Consider the following 16,674-nt stretch of genomic DNA (forward strand, 5'->3'; position numbering starts at 1 on the left):
CAACCTATTCTTAAGATCAGTAGTTGAGATTGGCCATCTCAATGCATATGGCTCGTCTCTTGTTAGGCTATGATCTAGAGCTGGTCGATTGGCTTGTTAATAATCTCGAAGACTTCGCTTGCACGGTAGAACCGATTACGCTCTTTTCCAGTGAGTTCTTCGAGTATCCCGTCATCTTCGAGTTGTCCAATCAGTCGGTTGGCTGTGCTGTATTCGACATCCAACCAGTCGGCTGCTGTGTTCACGTCCAAGTACGGATCTTCGAAGAGTCGCATGACCAGTTCGAGGATATTCTCAGACCGCTCGCTCTGGTAGCGCTGTTGATAGTCCTCTCGGAGGTCGACCAGTAGGTTCGCTCGCTGGTGAGCTTCATCTGCCTGTGACTGCACACCACGTAGAAAGAACAGCAACCATTCTTCCCACTCACCCCGCTGACTGACTGCCAGTAGGTGATCGACGTAGTCCGAACGTCGTGCATTGAAATACGAACTCAGGTAGAGATACGGCTCGGGCAAAAGACCGTCACGTTGTAGGAGGAGACTGATCAATAGCCGCCCGAGTCGTCCGTTCCCATCGAGAAACGGATGAATCGTCTCGAATTGGTAGTGAATCAATCCGATTCGGAGGAGTGGATGTAAATTCGTCTCTTGGTTCGCATACTCGAGCAAGTCTTCGAGAAGGTCAGGGATTTCGTTCGGTGGTGGCGGCACGTACCTGGCGTCTTGGATGTATGGCGTACTGCCGATGAAGTTCTGGGTTGTACGAAGTTCACCTGGGTCAGCCTCATCCCCACGGACATCCGAAAGCAACCGGTTGTGCATTTCGCACAGCAATTCGACGGTAATTGGATCGCCAGCTGTGATCGCATCCAATCCGTGCGTCAGGGCGTGTAGATAGTTCACGACTTCCTGGGTGCCCTGCTGTCTGTCTTCGTCGATAAGAGCTTCCTGTCCGGCCTCATAGGCGTAGATATCCGAGAGGGTAGCATGTGTTCCTTCGATTTGCGAGGATTCCAGGGCTTCTTTTCGAATGAACGGTTCGATCAGGATCTCTCTTGAGCCAACACGTGGGCCGATACCGTGGAGTCGTCCAAGTGCCTGTGTCGCCTCGGCCAGCGGTGTAATGAGCTGTTCAGTGTCAGTTGAGGGGGGAAGCGGGTCAGGCCGGAACGCCGAATACGTCCCTTTCGGCGTTGTCGTGGGAATGATTTCGCCAGGGGCCGTCTCGTCGAAGTCATCTCGCTCCATCAGCGGTATTTCTACAGATATGCTGGCCACTATTGGTATTTACGGGACCAAATCACAATAGTATGGCTGTTGATTGCACCGTCACCACTACTCGGGATTTCTGGAGACAGATTTGATATACAGCTTTCGCCCCCTATCTTGCAGGTGAAACAACTGCTCAGTAAGGTGCTTAGTTATCAACAGATGACCCCGGCTCGGAGGTGGTTCTCTCACGTACTGCTTGGGTCTTTCCCCTGTTATAGAGCCAGAATAGGACGAGTAGCGTCAGAGGGAACAATACAATAGCGATGATGGCAAGAGGCGGGAAGAGGAGGAATAGACCAAATGTTTTCCACGAAACGAGGGTGTCACGGGGCATAACTGAACTTCCGGTCAAGGCAATATCTGTCTTGTGGACTTCAAAAAAGTGAGTTTACGTACCTTCCCTGTACTGAGCAGTAAACGGATTCTTGAGCCTGCCGTGGCCAGCATCTCGTATTGGTTGCGAGCTGTGATTCACGACGCACTGTCTTTCAACGAATCGCACAGCAGTCATACGCTGAGTGGCCAGCATATGATTCGACTTCACTCTACGACCGGAGTTCTCTCGCCGGCCTGAAAGAAGACATCTGGACCGTTGCGTCCACATGGTTCGACCATGAGGACCACCACTCCGTCGATGAGTTCGTGTCTCACTACCCAGTAGCATATGTCGAGTTTGGGCCACACGACCGGTATTCTGGAGCCACCCAGTACGAGATGGCTCAACTGTTCCGATTATTTCTACTCAAAGAACTTCACGGCTGGACCCACGAAACGGCACTCCTCACGTACCTCACCCACCATCCTGAGCCCCGTGAGCAACTAGGCATAGAGACGATCCCAGACCAGTCGACGCTATGGCGAAGCTGGCACGATCGATTCACTACAGAGCTTCGCGAGACAATTGAGGCAGCTGCGCGGACGATTCTAATCAAGGCTCAGAACGCAGGCGTTGCTGTTCCGCGCGAGCCAGAACGTAGCTTTCCACCGCAAGATGACGAAGAAGAACCAGTCTCAGACGATCAAGCCGTCCTCGACGAAGCGGCATCAATTACGAACCACATCAGTCACGTCGTTTTCCCGGCATTCTCACTGAATCGTGACAATGGCTGTGAGATCCACGAGAACGCCTACTGGGACTTACAAACATATCTCGGACTTCGTGAGCGGTTAGCTGCCAATGAAGGAGCCCGCAGTTTCGTCTATGAATCGAATCGGGATCGGACGCCATTGGGCCACGCCCATCGCGATCAGATTCGTGACCTCTCTATTGAGCAGATTCGGGAGATGTACCGGCAGGCTGTGACTCGACTGTTGGAGGAAGCAGCGGAGACGGAGGAGTTCTTCCGAGCAGGAATCATCGCTATCGATATTACTGAAGCAGACCCGTTCACAGGCGACAGAACCGGACACGAAGATGAGATTATTGGGACAAAGGAGAAGACCGATGAGTACGCCTATCAGTGGGCGACGGTCCAGTTGGTCGGCAATGCGGTTCCGATTGTCCTCGATGCCCGTCCTGTACGAAGAGGTGAATCACGGAAAGAGATAGTGGAGGATCTGCTGGATTCAGCCCAAGACGCCGTTCACGTCGATAACGTACTGATGGATCGTGAGTTCGACAGCCAGCACATTCTGGAGATGCTCAGCCAACGAGGGCTTTCGTATGTCGTCCCGAAACGGATGCAGACGAGTGAGAGAGCCCAAGCCAAGCGATTGCTCCAGCGGGGTCAAGACCGATACGAGACGGATAGGAAACTCCATCTAGGGAAGAACGAGTGGCACGAGACGACACTGATCTACCGCCGGAAAGAAGACTCTGAGCACGGGGACTATCGACAATACTCGGTATTCATGACGAATACCAGCAGTGCCTTTCTCACCGAGTATGGGTATCGCTGGGAGATTGAGAGCGGCTATAGGTCGATCAAGCGGTTCATGGCTGCCACCACGTCAAAAGATTTCGGGCTTAGATTCTTTTATTTCGCGTTTGCGTGCCTGCTGTACTCGATTTGGCGAGCAGTGGATCTGCTCGTGCAGGTCGAGTTGACTGGTGAGTACGAACACTCGCCAATTGTGACAGCCGACAACACGCTGACGTTGCTGAAGAAGGAGACAGGAATCGGGTAGCAGGGTGCTTGATTCGGGTTAGCGCGGTGTTTGAGTGGCTACACTGCTGGAAGTCTCGAAAATTTGCCCATTTGATTGGCAATGTACCAAGAATAGCCATCTGAAGAGTAATTTGAGGCAGTTCCCGATCACTGAAACAGTCGAAACCACGCATTACAGTCCCGCTAAACCCCCTGTAGTCTCAACTACCCCTTAAGATAGATTGATATAGCTATATAGACTTTATCAGGCACAGAAAGCCCGAATATTCACGCATAGAGTGACTGAAACGCCGATATTCTGGTTTTGTAGATAGGTTTGTATTAGTGTAGTAAGCACCATCAGTTTTAGGCGGACCGCCGCTGTACGGGAAGCATGGATCGGCTTCCGCCTGCATACGACGCTACTCCTGGGGGTGACGCCCTCGAAACAGCCATCGAGAAACGACTGGTCGATATCGACTCCGGGCGCTACCGAACGAACGTCGCGAGCGTGCTTCGGAAGTTCGCAGCTTGGTCCCGGGACCAGCACGGTATCTTCAGTCCCGAGGATATCGACGACGACCTTTGTCGGCAGTACGCTCGCGATCTCGCTCGAGCTGACGACCGAGACGATATTTCACCGGAGACTGCCCGCCGCTACTTCGCCTACGTCCGCTCGTTCCTCACGTGGGCCGTCTACGAGGGCCTAATTCCGACGAACCCGGCCAAGACCAACCACGCCGAAGGCCCACTCCCGACTGACGAGACTGAAACAGACCAGCAGTACTGGACCGCACGAGACCGCGACGCTATCTGTGCGACAGCCACCGCCCGTGTCGACAAGGCCGGCGAAAGCGATGACGTCGACCGCACGGCGGCCTACCGCGACCAGGCACTCGTCTTCCTCCTCGCCTACTCCGGTGCGCGTAGTGCAGAACTCGTCGCTGTTTCTGATGATGAAGAACGGAACGGCCTGCGGTGGCGGCACGTCGACCTCAAAGCCGGCACAATGCAGGTGTTCGGAAAGAACCGCACCCGCGAGTCTGCACCGATCCTTGACGATGCTATCCGTCCACTCCGGCGGTGGAAGCAGCTTCGAGAACCTGACGAGAATGAGGCCGTGTTCCCCAGACTCGACAACGCTGCGAAAGCGCTTGATCCCACGCCGTCGATCACCACGCAGTCGGCCCGGGATATCCTTGCCAAACTCTGCGAATGGTCCGACTACGAGTTCGAGGAGCCACTGAAGCCACACGGTGCCCGCCGTGGCCTCGGGCGGGAGATCTATCGCGAGAATCCACAGCTGGCGCAAGATGTACTCCGTCACAAATCAATCGAAACGACACATGAAGGGTACGCTCAGGAGGCCGCAAAGCGGACACGCGATGAAGCGAACGATATCATTGGAAAGCAGTGAAAGATACAGCTATTGCAAAGGGTGCTGAGTAGTTCGGGCTCTGGAGTGCGATCCGTGCCTGTCACCCCAGATCACAATTACTGGTTCAGTCACATTCGCGATTTTCACTCGTGGTCAAGGCGAATAGAGCTTGGCCTCGGGCGATTTACGCTGACTTGCACGCTTTAATCACAACTTCAGGGTCGTCAACAAGTTGGTTTACTGTGTGTGCACCCTTGCCCTTTCCCCGCCCTTTGCGCTCCTGCTCAACGAGCGAGAGAAACGCAAGTTCAGAGAGTAGATCCCGAACACGTCGCACTTTCAGTGGATCGACTCCATTGCTCTCACAAAGGCGTTCATACACCGAATAGACGCTTTTCGTTGGGATTGGAGGGTTCTCACCTGACGTATCCTGTACTTGTAACGCAAGCGACTGTAACAGGTGTTTTGAGTGTTCTGGCTGCTTGGCAATGAGCTCAGAAAGTCTCAGTACTTCACAAAGCTGGTTAGTTGAGACGTCTGCTTGCTGAGGATGTGTCCAAACACCAGAAGCAAGCAGACGATGAAATCCACGAGGACCAGCTCCTTAACTTTCTCGTCAACTCGCTTGACGAGGAAGTTGTGCTTGGACTCGGCAACAATGCTGAAATCGATGCTGTGGACATCTTAGAGGTCCTCGTCGGCGCATGCGCCGACGGGACCTCGATATCTGAACTCTGCGAGACCAGTGAAAATTCTCCCCACAAAAACACGGTTCTGTACCATCTCCGTGAGAAGTTCGACCTAGCGTCGGTTGAACAAGTCGGGAACTCACTCCTCCAAAAGGACGTTCTAGAGATCCTACCCAAGCAGGTGGAGGTCTGCGCAGACCTCCACCTGCGACCCTACTACGGTGACAAAGACGAGACGGATGGTCTCTATCACTCAGAAGCAAAGCGTGGAACTACCGCATTCCACGCCTATACGACACTCTACGCGCGTGTGAAGAATAAACGGTACACGCGGGCGGTGCGCCGTCTCGTCGACGGCGACACCGCCAGCAGTGTCCTCGCTGAGTTTCTTGGTCTCCTTGACGGCCTTGACCTCAGCGTCAAGGCCGTCTATCTTGATCGGGAATTCTACGATAGCAAGTGTCTCACGCTTCTTCAGGCCCACAATTACGCGTACGTGATGCCGGTTGTCCGGTGGGGAAAGACGATCAAGCAGGAACTCTCGGAAGGCTGGAGTCGTGTCATCCAACATGATCTGACGGGAAAACTCGACGGTCACAGCTGGACCGTCGATTTTCCCGTCTACATAGACTGCACCTACCAAAACGGGCGGTACGACGAACACGGAGTGGCGCGTCACGGCTACGCCGCTGACGCGCCGTTCGTTGAGACTCCACGAGATGCTCGATACCACTACGCGAAACGCTTCGGTATCGAAGCCAGCTACCGACTCTCCGAACAAAGCATTGCGACAACCACAACGCAGAATCCAGTCGTACGGCTGCTGTACGTCGTGGTGAGTCTACTCTTGCAGAATGTCTGGCGGTATCTCCATTGGGAGTACGTGGCGACGCCCCGCCGTGGCGGGCGTCGCCTTTGGTCCTGGTCGTTCGAGGAGTTCATCAATATGCTGTGTCGGGCAGCGTGGACGGCCCTCGCAGTGCGTCGGGCCGTCCCCGCGAACCGGCCACCGGACGACCGGTTCCACCGGTAATCATCAGGAAGGACGCCTCCTTTTGAGTGGCAACGCTGCCGCGTCGGCGGCTGATCGCCGCCGACAGCGGCAGCTTCCCCTTCGATTGGCGTCCCTTGACCACTATCGACGACTCATCTCGACAGAACAGGTGACTCAGGTCAGGTTAACTGGCGATGTTTTGTGAGGTACTGAGGATAGGTTTTCAATATTATTAGCTATCGGTTCACCATCGGGCACGAACCGCTCGTAGTCTTCGTGGCCCTTGTATACTGAGCTCCAGACATATTTCGGTTCAACGGTAGGCACTATTTCTGCCACGATATCGAGTAATTCGTCGATACGTGCTCTGTAGGTCGAGTCTGGATGTGCGCCACCATAGATTTCACTCGTTTGGAAACCGATATTCACACACCCCATCATTTGCTCGTCCTCGGTCGTAGGGTGGGAGATGCCCACACGAATCATCATATCTGCCTCTGTCCAGAACCGCATAGAACCATTTTCCGTCTGCTCCAGCGCGTTCAATGCGTCCTCCAGACTCGAATCAGTGTGTCCTGTGAGACCGATACGATATTCTGCGACGATGTCTGCCTCCCCGTCGTGAGTTGTTTTCAACCCGGCCTGTTGGCACCGATTATACAGTTCTCGGGCATCAGGTGTTTTGTTGGCGACAAACCCGATGTGATACGGATCGTCCATGTTACTCTATACGAGATAGTTCGTCCGGAGAGATAAACTTTAGATCACTTTGCGGATCAAAGCCATCCGGGAAATTAGCCTTATCAATGGCTGCTGAGATGATCTCGTTGTCGCGGGGATTGTCTGTCCGACTGACGACATACATTTCATCACGGTTTCGGGAGATGACGTTGAATTTGTTAGTGAGGTCGTCGATATCGGACTCTGCTAGTTGGTCGAACGTGACATCGTTGTAATCCCGATTTTTCGATTCGACACCGATTGTCCTCCCGTCGGAAGTTTCAAGCTCGATGTCGACTTCCGATTCTCTCCTCCCCTGGTCAGGAATATCAGCGGTCATGTCATCGCCATCAACGGACAGTTCCCTGACCGTGACAGCATCGTTGTTGTCCATCAGATCCGTCGCTATGTCGACCTCGCCGTCAAGGCCTTTCATATTCGTCCGAGTGCCGAACCCACCTCGTACCGCGCTCTGTAGGCCTTCGACATTTTGTGCATCAAGCTGGTTGATGTCGTTCTGGATATCTCTGGCGCTCCGAGAGTTAGGCGCGTCGTTGTTGCGACTGTAGAGTTCGTAAGATTCGATAAGACTGTTTACGTCCTCGTCAGTCAGAACACTATCGCTGCCGTCACTGAGATCAGTTGCGTCGTTGGTGACCGAGACACCGTCAGTGCCCTCGCTCTCGATGAGATTGGTAGCGGAGTCCTGTGCGTCCCTGTCTAGCTCGTTGATAGATCGGCGGACATCGTCGACGCTGTCGGCATCGAGGTCTCCGTCGACATTTACAAGGGCATTCTGCAGGTCATCCTCTACGTCATCCGGAAGATCGGGACAGCTTCCACCGCTCTGTGCGAGGGTCGACGGCGGCGTTGCGACCGAGTGATACCGGTCAGTGCGAAGCGACCCCGCACGACCGAGCGACGGCGCACTTCTGGCCCCACAAGGTGAGACCACAGCGTCGAACGTATCCGAGTCCGTGCGCCCGGCGAAGTCGGCCGCGTCGTCGCCGTTGCGCGCCAGTAGGTCGTCGAACTCAGCCTTTCCATCCGCATCTAAACTGTCGTAGCGGGTGAGTGCCGTCGTGAGTTCATCGCTGTCGACCTCGCCGCTCTCGTAGGCCTCAGTAAAGCGCCGCTGGGTAGCGGCGTCGTCCATCTGGAGGAGCGCGTCGGCGGCGTCCTGATCGCTTTCCGCCAGATCGTTGAGTGCGCGACGCCCACTGGGCCCGGTGTGCTCGAAGAGATCAGTGACCCCGCTCGCGTGCCTCCCCGGTCGTGGTTATGATAGTGAGTCCAGGACCGACGGCGCCATCGCCACCCCTTCAGCGGGCACACGAAATACAGACTTTCCGACTATCTACGCTACTCAAGTGGTTTGACAGAATTAAGACTGCACATTGGCGAGTGCTGCTCCACCCGTCCTTCGTCGATCACGCGTCGCCGGACCGATTGTACCGCACGTCGTCAATAGCGTTCTCGAGTTTGTCTTCATAACCCGGTGCAAATATATCGGGGTGGGATGCTTCTAGTATACACTCGACATCAGCGCGCACACTCAACACAGCCGCTTCGAACGGTTCCAGATTCTCCCTATCTTCTGGTTTATCCATTCGCTCTAACCACTCCAGCATAACCATCGCTTCGTTCCGAGTCAGTTCGAGGGTAATCGAGTTGTCATCGCTCGTTTCGTCCATATGTATCTCTGTCAGTCGGTGGCCTCATGTGAGTATCGTTACCGTCGAAGTAGTTCTTCATTGACCAATCGAACTGGTCGTTATTCGTTCCGCCAATTATTCGTTGGAGCCACTTTCTTCCATTTCGTTCAGCATCTCCTCCAGTCTCCTTCGGGCATAGGCTGCTTCTTTGAAAAATTGGCGCTCCCCAATATCATGTTTCCCTCGTAGCTCTGGGTCATCGCAGTAAACATCACATGCAAAGAATAACTGTTCGAGTACTTCGTATGGCTCGTCTGGAGCAACATCTTGGTAATCCTCCTTGAACTCAGTCAGATACGTATGCATGAATTCTGATTCTTCTATTTCTCCATCTGTGTAGGAGCGTATAAGATCTAAATACTTGTTGGCTCTCTGAACAGCTTTCATAGTCATCCCCCTCCAATGACTCCCGTGTTTCGCATATTCGTCCTTTGTCCCTGAGTCAATTTGAATCCAGTGAGGAACTCTCCGTCGTCAATGATGATATTATTTCCAGTGTTTGGATTGTAGAGGTGCGTGACGCTTTGGTCGCCTTCTAATCGAGTGTATCGACCTTCGATTCGTTCCGTATTTGGATTAACCGTATGCTCAGCGATTGCCTCTCTGAACGCTTCCTGATTTTCTGGGTTGTTGTTACCGGTCACGCCGAAGTCATCAGCATGTTTGTATTTGCGCTCAATTTGGCCGTCTGGGAGGTCTATCTCCCCGACTTGATCCATCCTCCGCAACGTGTCCGTCCCGACAGAATCTGACTCCTCGTATTGTCTGATGAGCGCTCGTGAGAAGCGATCGTCTCTGTTGATGACATCAGTGACATCACGACCCTCGTCGGTGGCGAGCTGTTTCGTGTCTCCGAGGAGGTCGGCTGCCCGGTCATCGCTTATTTCGCCTCGTTGGACGCCTCCCAGTAGATTGTTTCGGAAGGTGGTGGCGTCATTGGAACTGACTGAATCAGTTTGTTTGAGTCCATGTCAGGCCTCAGTGAAACTATCACAGGGACTGTTACAGACCTGCTCATCGAGGAGTGAGACGCCATCGTCACCGCCACGCATCACCATCGCATCGGCCGTTCGTTTTTCGTTCGCGTCCAACTCGTCGTACCTTCGCAGCGCCGTCGTGAGTTCATCGCTGTCGACCTCGCCGCTCTCGTAAGCTCGAACGAACCGGCGTTGGGTCGCAGCGTCGTCCATCTGTAGGAGCGCGTCGGCGGCGTCCTGATCGCTTTCCGCCAGATCGTTGAGTGCGCGACGCCCACTGGGCCCGGTGTTCTCGAAGAGGTCGGTGGCCTTCAGCGTCGGGTCGTTGATGTCGGTGTTGCCCAGGTAATCGCTCCCGTCAGTGTCGAGTTGGTCGAACTGCTCGGTGGTCCGTTGGCGCTTCGGCCCGGGCATGTCGTTGAGCTTCGCGCTCATGCGCCCGGTCGGCACGTCCGCGTCGGGGACCGAGTCGTCGACTTTCCCAGCCCGCCGTAGTGCCGTCGGCTTGACGCCGTTTGGCACCCGAGAGGGCACCGCCGAGTCGGCGGCGTCGACCAGCCGTCTGAGCTTTGATGAGCTACTCAGTCCTTTCTGGAGGACGCTTCCGCCGCCCAAGGCCGTCACAGGCGCGACCGTGCCGGCTACTCAGTGCGTGTTCAAGCTATGTGAAAAGCTACCGCAGTCACAGAAGCTTCTGTTCGATGTACTGGTCGATACCGTCTTGATCGTCCATCTCACTCAGCTGGTCCAGTACCCCCTCGATAGTCGCCATTACATCGTCAGAGACATCCGCAGAACGCGCAGTCTGTGCCAGATTCACCAACAGTTCAAACTTGCTAGTCTCGATGTCGAGCGCCAGCGTCTTCGAGACGATCGATTCGTCGTTGGGAGCGTTGAGCCGGACGAACGCTGGCGGAATCGACCCCTCGATGAGCGCTGAGAGTCGCTCGTCGTCCGTGTCCACACCGTCGGGGAGCTCGCCTAACACGTTTCCATCATCGATGAGCCGCCGGACGAACGAATCGTCCTCGACACGGCGGAGGGTGTCTGACTCGTCCCGGTACACCCGCTCCAGTGTCAGTGCTTCGTTGGTGAACTCGGGAGCGATATCGTCTTTCGTAATGACGGCGTCCGTCCCGTACTCACCCGGATCGAGTGTCATGAACGGGTCCGAAAGATCGAGGTCAGTCACGGTTTCCCCACGCTGCAGGTCCCGCCGCTTCGAGTTGGTGAACTCGGAGTTCTCCCAGGGGCCGTCGGAAGTCATGGCGAAAACGTGTCCGCTATCGAGTTCTGCGTACCGCCACGGAGTCCCGCCGTACAGCGCGTCGAAACCGCCCAACTCCTCGAACAGTGTCTCGGAGTAGACGGCCAGTTGTGGGACCTGATCGATGTGCTCAGCGAAGGGCATACCCGTCGGCGCGATTGTGTTATGGTTAGTGGTTTGGAACAGCGGGACGTATTCCGCGTCATACGCAACGGCTAGCTCACAAGCAAGGTTGACGACAGCAGTCACGAATTCGGCGTAGTTCTGCTCGTCTGACCAATTCGACGGGATGAGGATGTCCGAAAGTCCCACAGATAGAACCCGTTCATACATCTCTCTATCCGAAGAGATGTGGAACATGAACGAAACGGTCGTTTTGTTGTAATTACCGTTATAGTACGGCCACTCGCCATCGTCCGATTCCTGATCTCTGTCTATATCGAATCCAACCTCTTCAGCCGCGTCGAAACCGGTCGAAACGATGTCATCCGTAAATTCGGGAACGTGGACCGTGAGATGGCGTGGTGACATTATTATAGGTCACTATAGCTAGTCACTTCAACGGTTACGTCTTTGGATATCCCGAACTCATCTGCCAGGGTTGTTTCGATGTCATTTTCTAGTCTGTTGCTCAGGACCTCTCGGGACGACGAACTACTGCTCCCGCCAAGGCGATTAGCCTCCACGTCGATATAGTCTTGATCCATGGCCACCACGATTTCATCTTCTCCTGCTACTGCGTGCGTCCGTAGCTTCTCTTTTAACCCGTTCCAGTTGTCTCTTCGGAAGAATTCAGCGCTGTCCGGATCGAGGTTTTTAGATTCGATTGCTGGGTCCTTGAGCGTCCGTCCGTTGATTTCTACCTCAGTGTTCGCTTTCGCATCGATGTCGCTACTAGAGCCACCTCTCTCACTGTTGACGTTCTTGAACGCATCACTGTTCTCGACACCGTCGGCAATGTCCTGACTGTACTCATCCGCGATATCATCCGAAGAGAGGTCTTTTTCGAGTTCGATATCGCCATCGCCGGCATCGATATTAGACCGGTCATCGAGTGCACGTCCGACGTGTCCTTCACCGGCAAGACCTTTGAACCCCTTCTTATTGCCCTGGATATCCCCTGCAATCTTGCCGATGTCGTCGAAGCCGTCTCGGCCTTGCAGGTCGTCCAACAGGCCTTCCAGTTCGTCGGCGGTAGTGATCGGCCCGCTATCAACGTCCGATCCCGCATTCAACGCAGAGAGATATTTGCTTTTCTCACTGGCCGAAAGCCCCAGTTTGTCGGGGAGACAGTCACCGCCGCTCTGGAGGGACGGCGACGACGGTGCCGTGACTGAGTGATACCTGCCGGACCGCAATGAGCCCGCAGCACCGAGCGACGGTGCACTACTGATGTCACATCTAAACGTCGAATCGAACGTGTCCGAGTCCGTGCGCCCGGCGAAGTCGACCGCGTCGTCACCGTTGCGCGCCAGTAGGTCGTCGAACTCCGCCTTTCCATCCGCATCTAAACTGTCGTAGCGGGTGAGTGCCGTCGTGAGTTCATCGCTGTCGACCTCGCCACTCTCGTATGCGCGGGCGAAATCGCTCCGGGTACGGGCATCCATCTCGACCCGGGTCAGGGCATCAATTTCGTCTTGGTCCATTTGCCGGACGGCACGGGCAACGGCTGGATCGTTTTCTGCAAGCAGTGTGCCGAGGCGTCGCTGTTGGGCTGGGTCCAGCTCCGCCATGTCGACGTCTGTCCGACGGATCGTGTGCCGGATGCGGACTGTATCAGTTGCTGTTCTGGCGGGTTTGAGGACACGCCGAGCGCCGCTCCGTGGGACCGTCGTTGCCTTCGATAGTTGTGATATCGCTCGCATCTGTTGCCGGGCGCGCCACTCCCCAGTTCGGTCCTGTGCCCGACTGTACGTCCGGGCCGCCCGCATTACGCGAGTCCCGCCTAACCGGTCAGCTACAGTGTTCGCCGTCTGGGTTCGCTTGGCCGCGCTGGCTGCTTGGCTGCCGGTGACGGACCGGGCAACCTCGCCCCAGAGCATCCCGGCGAAGTAGTTAGCCCGGAAGTCTTTGTGCAGCTCCGGCTTTGCGTCTTGATCGTAGGGATTCGCCCTGTCTTGACGATCCTCATAGCTCTGTACCATCGCGTCAAACACTGCCGGCGCTTGCGAGAGGAGGTTGCTCAGTGAGTCCAGACCAGGAATCGAGTCCAGAAGGGTACTGATCGCCTCGATGGCCCCCAGTGGGTCTTTAGCGAAGGACTGGAGTGACTCAATGCTACTGCCAAACGTTGTTGCTAGTCCCGAAGAGAACCCCAGTCCCTGTGCAGCTACTCTGGAATTGGTATCTACCGCCTCAGAATGCTGTGCTCCCTCAACAAAGATCGTGCTTCGAGTGAATGCAGGGGACGAGCGTGCATTCCCATGCGTATCTGTAACTCTGATTTTTGTTGTTGCTGCTGAGAGATCATCCTCAAGGGACTGGACGTATCCGGTCCGATATTCGATGATACTCACGGACATAAATACGTGAAGACATCTGGAACTTCAATTCGATCGAGTGCAGTGAGCGCAGCATCACGCAGATCGTCAAGTGTGTCGAACAGACGGTTGCCAAGCTCTTGATCGAGTTGTCGCCAGCACTCTTCCGCGGGGTTCAGCTCTGGTGAACCCCGCGGAAGATAACACAGTTCGATCGGCGTGTCTTCGACGAATTCCTGTACTGCGTTGGCCGTGAAATACGAGGCGTTGTCCAAGATGACGCAGATTTTCTCGCCGAATTCGGTTTGGAGAGCGTCTAGCAAGCGATTCGTCGTGTCGCTGTTGAAGTTCTCCTCACAGGGTAGAAAGAACGTCTCGCCGGAATCGCTGATTGCACCGAGTAGTTTGATGCTGTCCCACGCGCCCGTCACCGGGAGTGACGGGCGCTCTCCTTCGGGAAACCACGCATAGATCAGCGTCGAGAGCACTTGACGCGTCTGATCGATGGTCAGGACCGTGTATTCGTCGTCCAGGTTGTCGCGCTTTTTTTGAAGCCTTCTTGCCAGGCTTCTTGAGCTCTCTCGTCGGATTTGTAGTACTCCGGCCGGGCTGTCTTCCAGGACAGCCCGGCCTCAGACATCAATCGACGGACGTGGCGTTCACAATACTCAACGTCGAATTCTTCGGCTAGATAGTGACGGGCTAGTGGAACAGACCACGCGGGCGCGTCTAGTCCAACTTCTTCGGGTGATTCGTGGAGAGCCTCAACGAACTGGTCGTATTGTTCACCAGAGAGTTCTGCTGTTCTGCCTTCACGTGGATCGTCATAGACGACTTGCTCGACCGGCTCATCAGCGAGCCGGTCGAGCCGCCCAACCCATCGAGACAGCCATGGACCGGTGTATCCGTACCGCTCAGCTACTTCTGCCATCGTTGCGCTGTCTTCTTCGAGGTAGTTAATCACCGCCATTAGCCGCTGTGTCGGCTTCTTGTCCTCGACCTCCGCGAGAGCCTCGCGGAGGTCGTCGAGAGTGGCGTCGTCAAGCGCGGCCATACTCGACAGTCACACTCTAGCCTAAAGAATTTTCAGCCGACAGTATCAATAACCCGCTCATCCGTAGCACATTGTTGATTTCACAGCGTCGCTCGAACAGCGTGTTTGAGAGCGTCTCGGTCGGGTTTCCGAAACAGCTCTCGGCGTAGTTGAAACGCTCTGAGATACTGTGTTAGCTTGTCTTTGGAGATACCTCGGTAGGGCGAGAGCCACCGTCGCACCCGCGACGCGTGGCTCTCGCAGGCGTTGACGTGCACCTCGTCGTCGGCGTATTCGCGGTCGAATGCGTCGTCGTCTTCGAGCGGTTCGTACGCTCGAAAGCTGTCGGTATAGACAGTGAGCGACTCCTGCTGGCCGACCGCCAGCAGGAGTCGAATCGTCGATTCGTCTGCGGCTTTCGCCGGGATCACGTACCGCTGTCCGGTGCCGTGGTCGGCGATGATGAACACGGGTGGCTTGTCTCCATTATACGAACCACGCCCACGCGTGGACTCATCTGAATTTGCGTGACGGTCCAAGATGTGCTCGAAGCTACTTGCGCTATCACCCTCTTCCAGCCAAATAGTATCGTTACTTCCCAAATGAGTCGAGAGAGTGCTGCCTGAACGCCGCAAAACAATCACTTTCCGTATGATTTGACGGTCTGTTTCAGCTGCTACCGCAGAGTAGACCGAGGCTGTTCCGATTCACTGCTATGGACAGACGATATCAACCGGATTGCGACGGTCTCTGCCGACAGCTGTCGCTCACCGTCTATCGGGCTGGCCGTGGGCTGACCGTGGTCAGCCCGCGGCCGTTATCTGTGAAGCCGGCACACCAACCCCGTTCGCTTTGATCTTCCACTGCCGACGCAACTCCTCTTCCAACTCGTGACGTATTCAGTCACGGAAAGTCTTGAGCGTGAATTCCTCGGGAGGGTCGCGCCCGCCTCGCCGAGGGCGGGCGACGACCGCCCACCTGAGAACAAGCCACAGGTTCTCCAGCAGTGCTGCGACTAGCATGATGGCAAATCGCACGACGGGATCACGTGTCGTCGTGATCCCGCGTGCTTGCCGCAGCAACCGATAGGTCGTTTCAATACCTGAACGCTTCCTGTAGAGGTGTTCAACTTGCTTCGGTGACTTCTCCGTAACGCCACAAGCCACGTAGCCACGAACAACTTCTCCGTGCTTACCCCGATCACCGTTCTGATAGGAGACAGCGACCGCGAGCGGGAAGCGCAGTTCCCGCTCGCTGTCTTTGTACATCCGATACGTCGTCATGTACGACTTGTGGGTGTCGAGTTTATCTTTCATGCGTTCACCCTTTTTGGGCACGTGAACCACCGTTGCGGCGATATCATGAGCGCGGCGGATGACGCGCTCGTTATAAAAGCTGCTATCGGCAAGCAGGAGGTCGATATCGAAGGGATAGTTCTCGACGCGGGCGAACACGCGCTCGACCGCGTCGGCCTCGTCTTCATCGTTGCGAACATAGGTCATCGCCAGTGTCACCGGCTTTCCGTTGGAGACGACGTACGCCGTACAATATCGGTGGCAGGTCGTTGTGCCGTCTTTAGGAGCCATCGAACAGAGTTCGCCTTCGTTGGCATGATGCTCGCCGTGATAGGGGTTGTCGATGAAGTCGATGGAGACGATTCTCGACCGGCCAGGGTCGAGAATCGTCATGGCAAGGCGTCCAAGCAGAAGGTTAGCGACGAACTCAAGCCAGTCTCGGTCGAGCGTATGCAGCCACGTCAGAACAGTGTCGTCACACGGTGTCCCGTTGGTGTCGTTGCAGGTATCCCAAATCGAGTTCTGGTTGACACAGGCCATAATGACGACGAGCCAGATGTCGCCGGGGTCAAGGGGGCTCCCCTCGACACCCGGCAAGGGAAGGGCCGTAATGACCTCTTCCGCTACGTCTTTTACATCCGCCGCCGAAAGGAACCCGTCTGGATCGGGGATCTTGAACACATCCAGATCCAGACACTTTCGTGTGGTTAATCCGGCGATTCAATTCAGCTGATTACGCTGGTTGGGAAGTACCGATACTGGCCGCCG

General features: G+C 55.4%; 13 protein-coding genes and 3 pseudogenes. 3 read left to right on the forward strand and 13 right to left on the reverse strand.

Going from position 1 to position 16,674, the window contains the following annotated elements; all coding sequences use genetic code 11:
* Positions 1–74 precede the first annotated feature (74 nt).
* Positions 75–1,247 carry a Fic family protein gene (locus HAH_RS16245; protein WP_014030789.1) on the reverse strand — a complete coding sequence of 391 codons (1,173 nt, stop codon included), beginning with the start codon at positions 1,245–1,247 and terminating at the stop codon, positions 75–77.
* 477 nt (positions 1,248–1,724) lie between these two features.
* Here HAH_RS16245 and HAH_RS16255 point away from each other — a divergent pair, with 477 nt between their 5' ends.
* Together HAH_RS16255 and HAH_RS16260 are read left to right on the forward strand one after the other, a co-directional pair.
* On the forward strand, positions 1,725–3,398 hold the full coding sequence (locus HAH_RS16255; protein ID WP_014030790.1) for a transposase: 1,674 nt from the start codon (positions 1,725–1,727) through the stop codon (positions 3,396–3,398).
* 354 nt (positions 3,399–3,752) lie between these two features.
* A complete protein-coding gene (locus HAH_RS16260) occupies positions 3,753–4,775 on the forward strand; it encodes a tyrosine-type recombinase/integrase (protein WP_014030791.1) in 1,023 nt (340 codons plus the stop codon).
* 145 nt (positions 4,776–4,920) lie between these two features.
* Here HAH_RS16260 and HAH_RS20425 read toward each other — a convergent pair.
* Positions 4,921–5,250: pseudogene (locus tag HAH_RS20425) on the reverse strand (cell division control protein Cdc6); the annotation flags it as partial.
* 38 nt (positions 5,251–5,288) lie between these two features.
* On the opposite strand from HAH_RS20425, the gene HAH_RS16265 reads away from it, so the two are divergent.
* Complete coding sequence (locus HAH_RS16265) at positions 5,289–6,458, forward strand: ISH3 family transposase (RefSeq protein WP_049891337.1); 1,170 nt, start codon at positions 5,289–5,291, stop codon at positions 6,456–6,458.
* 135 nt (positions 6,459–6,593) lie between these two features.
* Here the strand turns inward: HAH_RS16265 and HAH_RS16270 are convergent, their stop codons facing one another.
* The 11 genes and pseudogenes from HAH_RS16270 to HAH_RS16325 all read right to left on the reverse strand — a co-directional run bounded on the left by HAH_RS16270 (position 6,594) and on the right by HAH_RS16325 (position 16,587).
* Positions 6,594–7,139, reverse strand: a complete 546-nt coding sequence (locus HAH_RS16270; protein ID WP_014030794.1) for a hypothetical protein — start codon at positions 7,137–7,139, stop codon at positions 6,594–6,596.
* A gap of 1 nt (position 7,140) precedes the next feature.
* Positions 7,141–8,295, reverse strand: a complete 1,155-nt coding sequence (locus HAH_RS20085; RefSeq protein ID WP_014030795.1) for a hypothetical protein — start codon at positions 8,293–8,295, stop codon at positions 7,141–7,143.
* Between the two features lie 274 nt (positions 8,296–8,569).
* The gene (locus tag HAH_RS16280; protein ID WP_014030796.1) at positions 8,570–8,833 is read right to left on the reverse strand and encodes a hypothetical protein; all 264 of its coding nucleotides are present in this window, start codon (positions 8,831–8,833) and stop codon (positions 8,570–8,572) included.
* A gap of 96 nt (positions 8,834–8,929) precedes the next feature.
* Positions 8,930–9,241, reverse strand: a complete 312-nt coding sequence (locus tag HAH_RS16285; protein ID WP_158307641.1) for a colicin immunity domain-containing protein — start codon at positions 9,239–9,241, stop codon at positions 8,930–8,932.
* A gap of 2 nt (positions 9,242–9,243) precedes the next feature.
* The gene (locus HAH_RS20190) at positions 9,244–9,573 is read right to left on the reverse strand and encodes a colicin D domain-containing protein (RefSeq protein WP_014030797.1); all 330 of its coding nucleotides are present in this window, start codon (positions 9,571–9,573) and stop codon (positions 9,244–9,246) included.
* 252 nt (positions 9,574–9,825) lie between these two features.
* Entirely contained in the window at positions 9,826–10,455 is a 630-nt protein-coding gene (locus tag HAH_RS20195) for a hypothetical protein (RefSeq protein ID WP_014030798.1), read from the reverse strand.
* Positions 10,456–10,513: 58 nt separating this feature from the next.
* On the reverse strand, positions 10,514–11,629 hold the full coding sequence (locus tag HAH_RS16300; protein WP_014030799.1) for a hypothetical protein: 1,116 nt from the start codon (positions 11,627–11,629) through the stop codon (positions 10,514–10,516).
* A 2-nt stretch (positions 11,630–11,631) separates the two neighbouring features.
* Positions 11,632–13,242: a hypothetical protein gene (locus HAH_RS20090; RefSeq protein WP_174878668.1), complete on the reverse strand. Its 1,611-nt coding sequence runs from the start codon at positions 13,240–13,242 to the stop codon at positions 11,632–11,634.
* A gap of 368 nt (positions 13,243–13,610) precedes the next feature.
* A protein-coding gene (locus HAH_RS19340) for an IS630-like element ISHhi1 family transposase (RefSeq protein ID WP_076611118.1) occupies positions 13,611–14,632 on the reverse strand; the annotation gives its coding sequence in 2 pieces (ribosomal slippage) (positions 13,611–14,126 and positions 14,129–14,632; 1,020 coding nt in all).
* Positions 14,633–14,712: 80 nt separating this feature from the next.
* Positions 14,713–15,123: pseudogene (locus HAH_RS16320) on the reverse strand (IS1595 family transposase); the annotation flags it as partial.
* 291 nt (positions 15,124–15,414) lie between these two features.
* Positions 15,415–16,587: pseudogene (locus HAH_RS16325) on the reverse strand (ISH3 family transposase).
* Between the last annotated feature and the right edge of the window lie 87 nt (positions 16,588–16,674).

This window comes from Haloarcula hispanica ATCC 33960 (assembly GCF_000223905.1).
Taxonomy (GTDB): Archaea; Halobacteriota; Halobacteria; order Halobacteriales; family Haloarculaceae; genus Haloarcula; species Haloarcula hispanica.

What these genes read in the sequence shown, in the direction of transcription:
- HAH_RS16270 (WP_014030794.1), bottom strand. Translation starts at nt 7,139, where the DNA reads ATGGACGATCCGTATCACATCGGGTTTGTCGCCAACAAAACACCTGAT.
- HAH_RS20085 (WP_014030795.1), bottom strand. Translation starts at nt 8,295, where the DNA reads ATGGACGACGCCGCTACCCAGCGGCGCTTTACTGAGGCCTACGAGAGC.
- HAH_RS20190 (WP_014030797.1), bottom strand. Translation starts at nt 9,573, where the DNA reads ATGGATCAAGTCGGGGAGATAGACCTCCCAGACGGCCAAATTGAGCGC.
- HAH_RS16280 (WP_014030796.1), bottom strand. Translation starts at nt 8,833, where the DNA reads ATGGACGAAACGAGCGATGACAACTCGATTACCCTCGAACTGACTCGG.
- HAH_RS20090 (WP_174878668.1), bottom strand. Translation starts at nt 13,242, where the DNA reads ATGGTACAGAGCTATGAGGATCGTCAAGACAGGGCGAATCCCTACGAT.
- HAH_RS16285 (WP_158307641.1), bottom strand. Translation starts at nt 9,241, where the DNA reads ATGAAAGCTGTTCAGAGAGCCAACAAGTATTTAGATCTTATACGCTCC.
- HAH_RS16300 (WP_014030799.1), bottom strand. Translation starts at nt 11,629, where the DNA reads ATGTCACCACGCCATCTCACGGTCCACGTTCCCGAATTTACGGATGAC.
- HAH_RS16245 (WP_014030789.1), bottom strand. Translation starts at nt 1,247, where the DNA reads ATGGAGCGAGATGACTTCGACGAGACGGCCCCTGGCGAAATCATTCCC.
- HAH_RS16260 (WP_014030791.1), top strand. Translation starts at nt 3,753, where the DNA reads ATGGATCGGCTTCCGCCTGCATACGACGCTACTCCTGGGGGTGACGCC.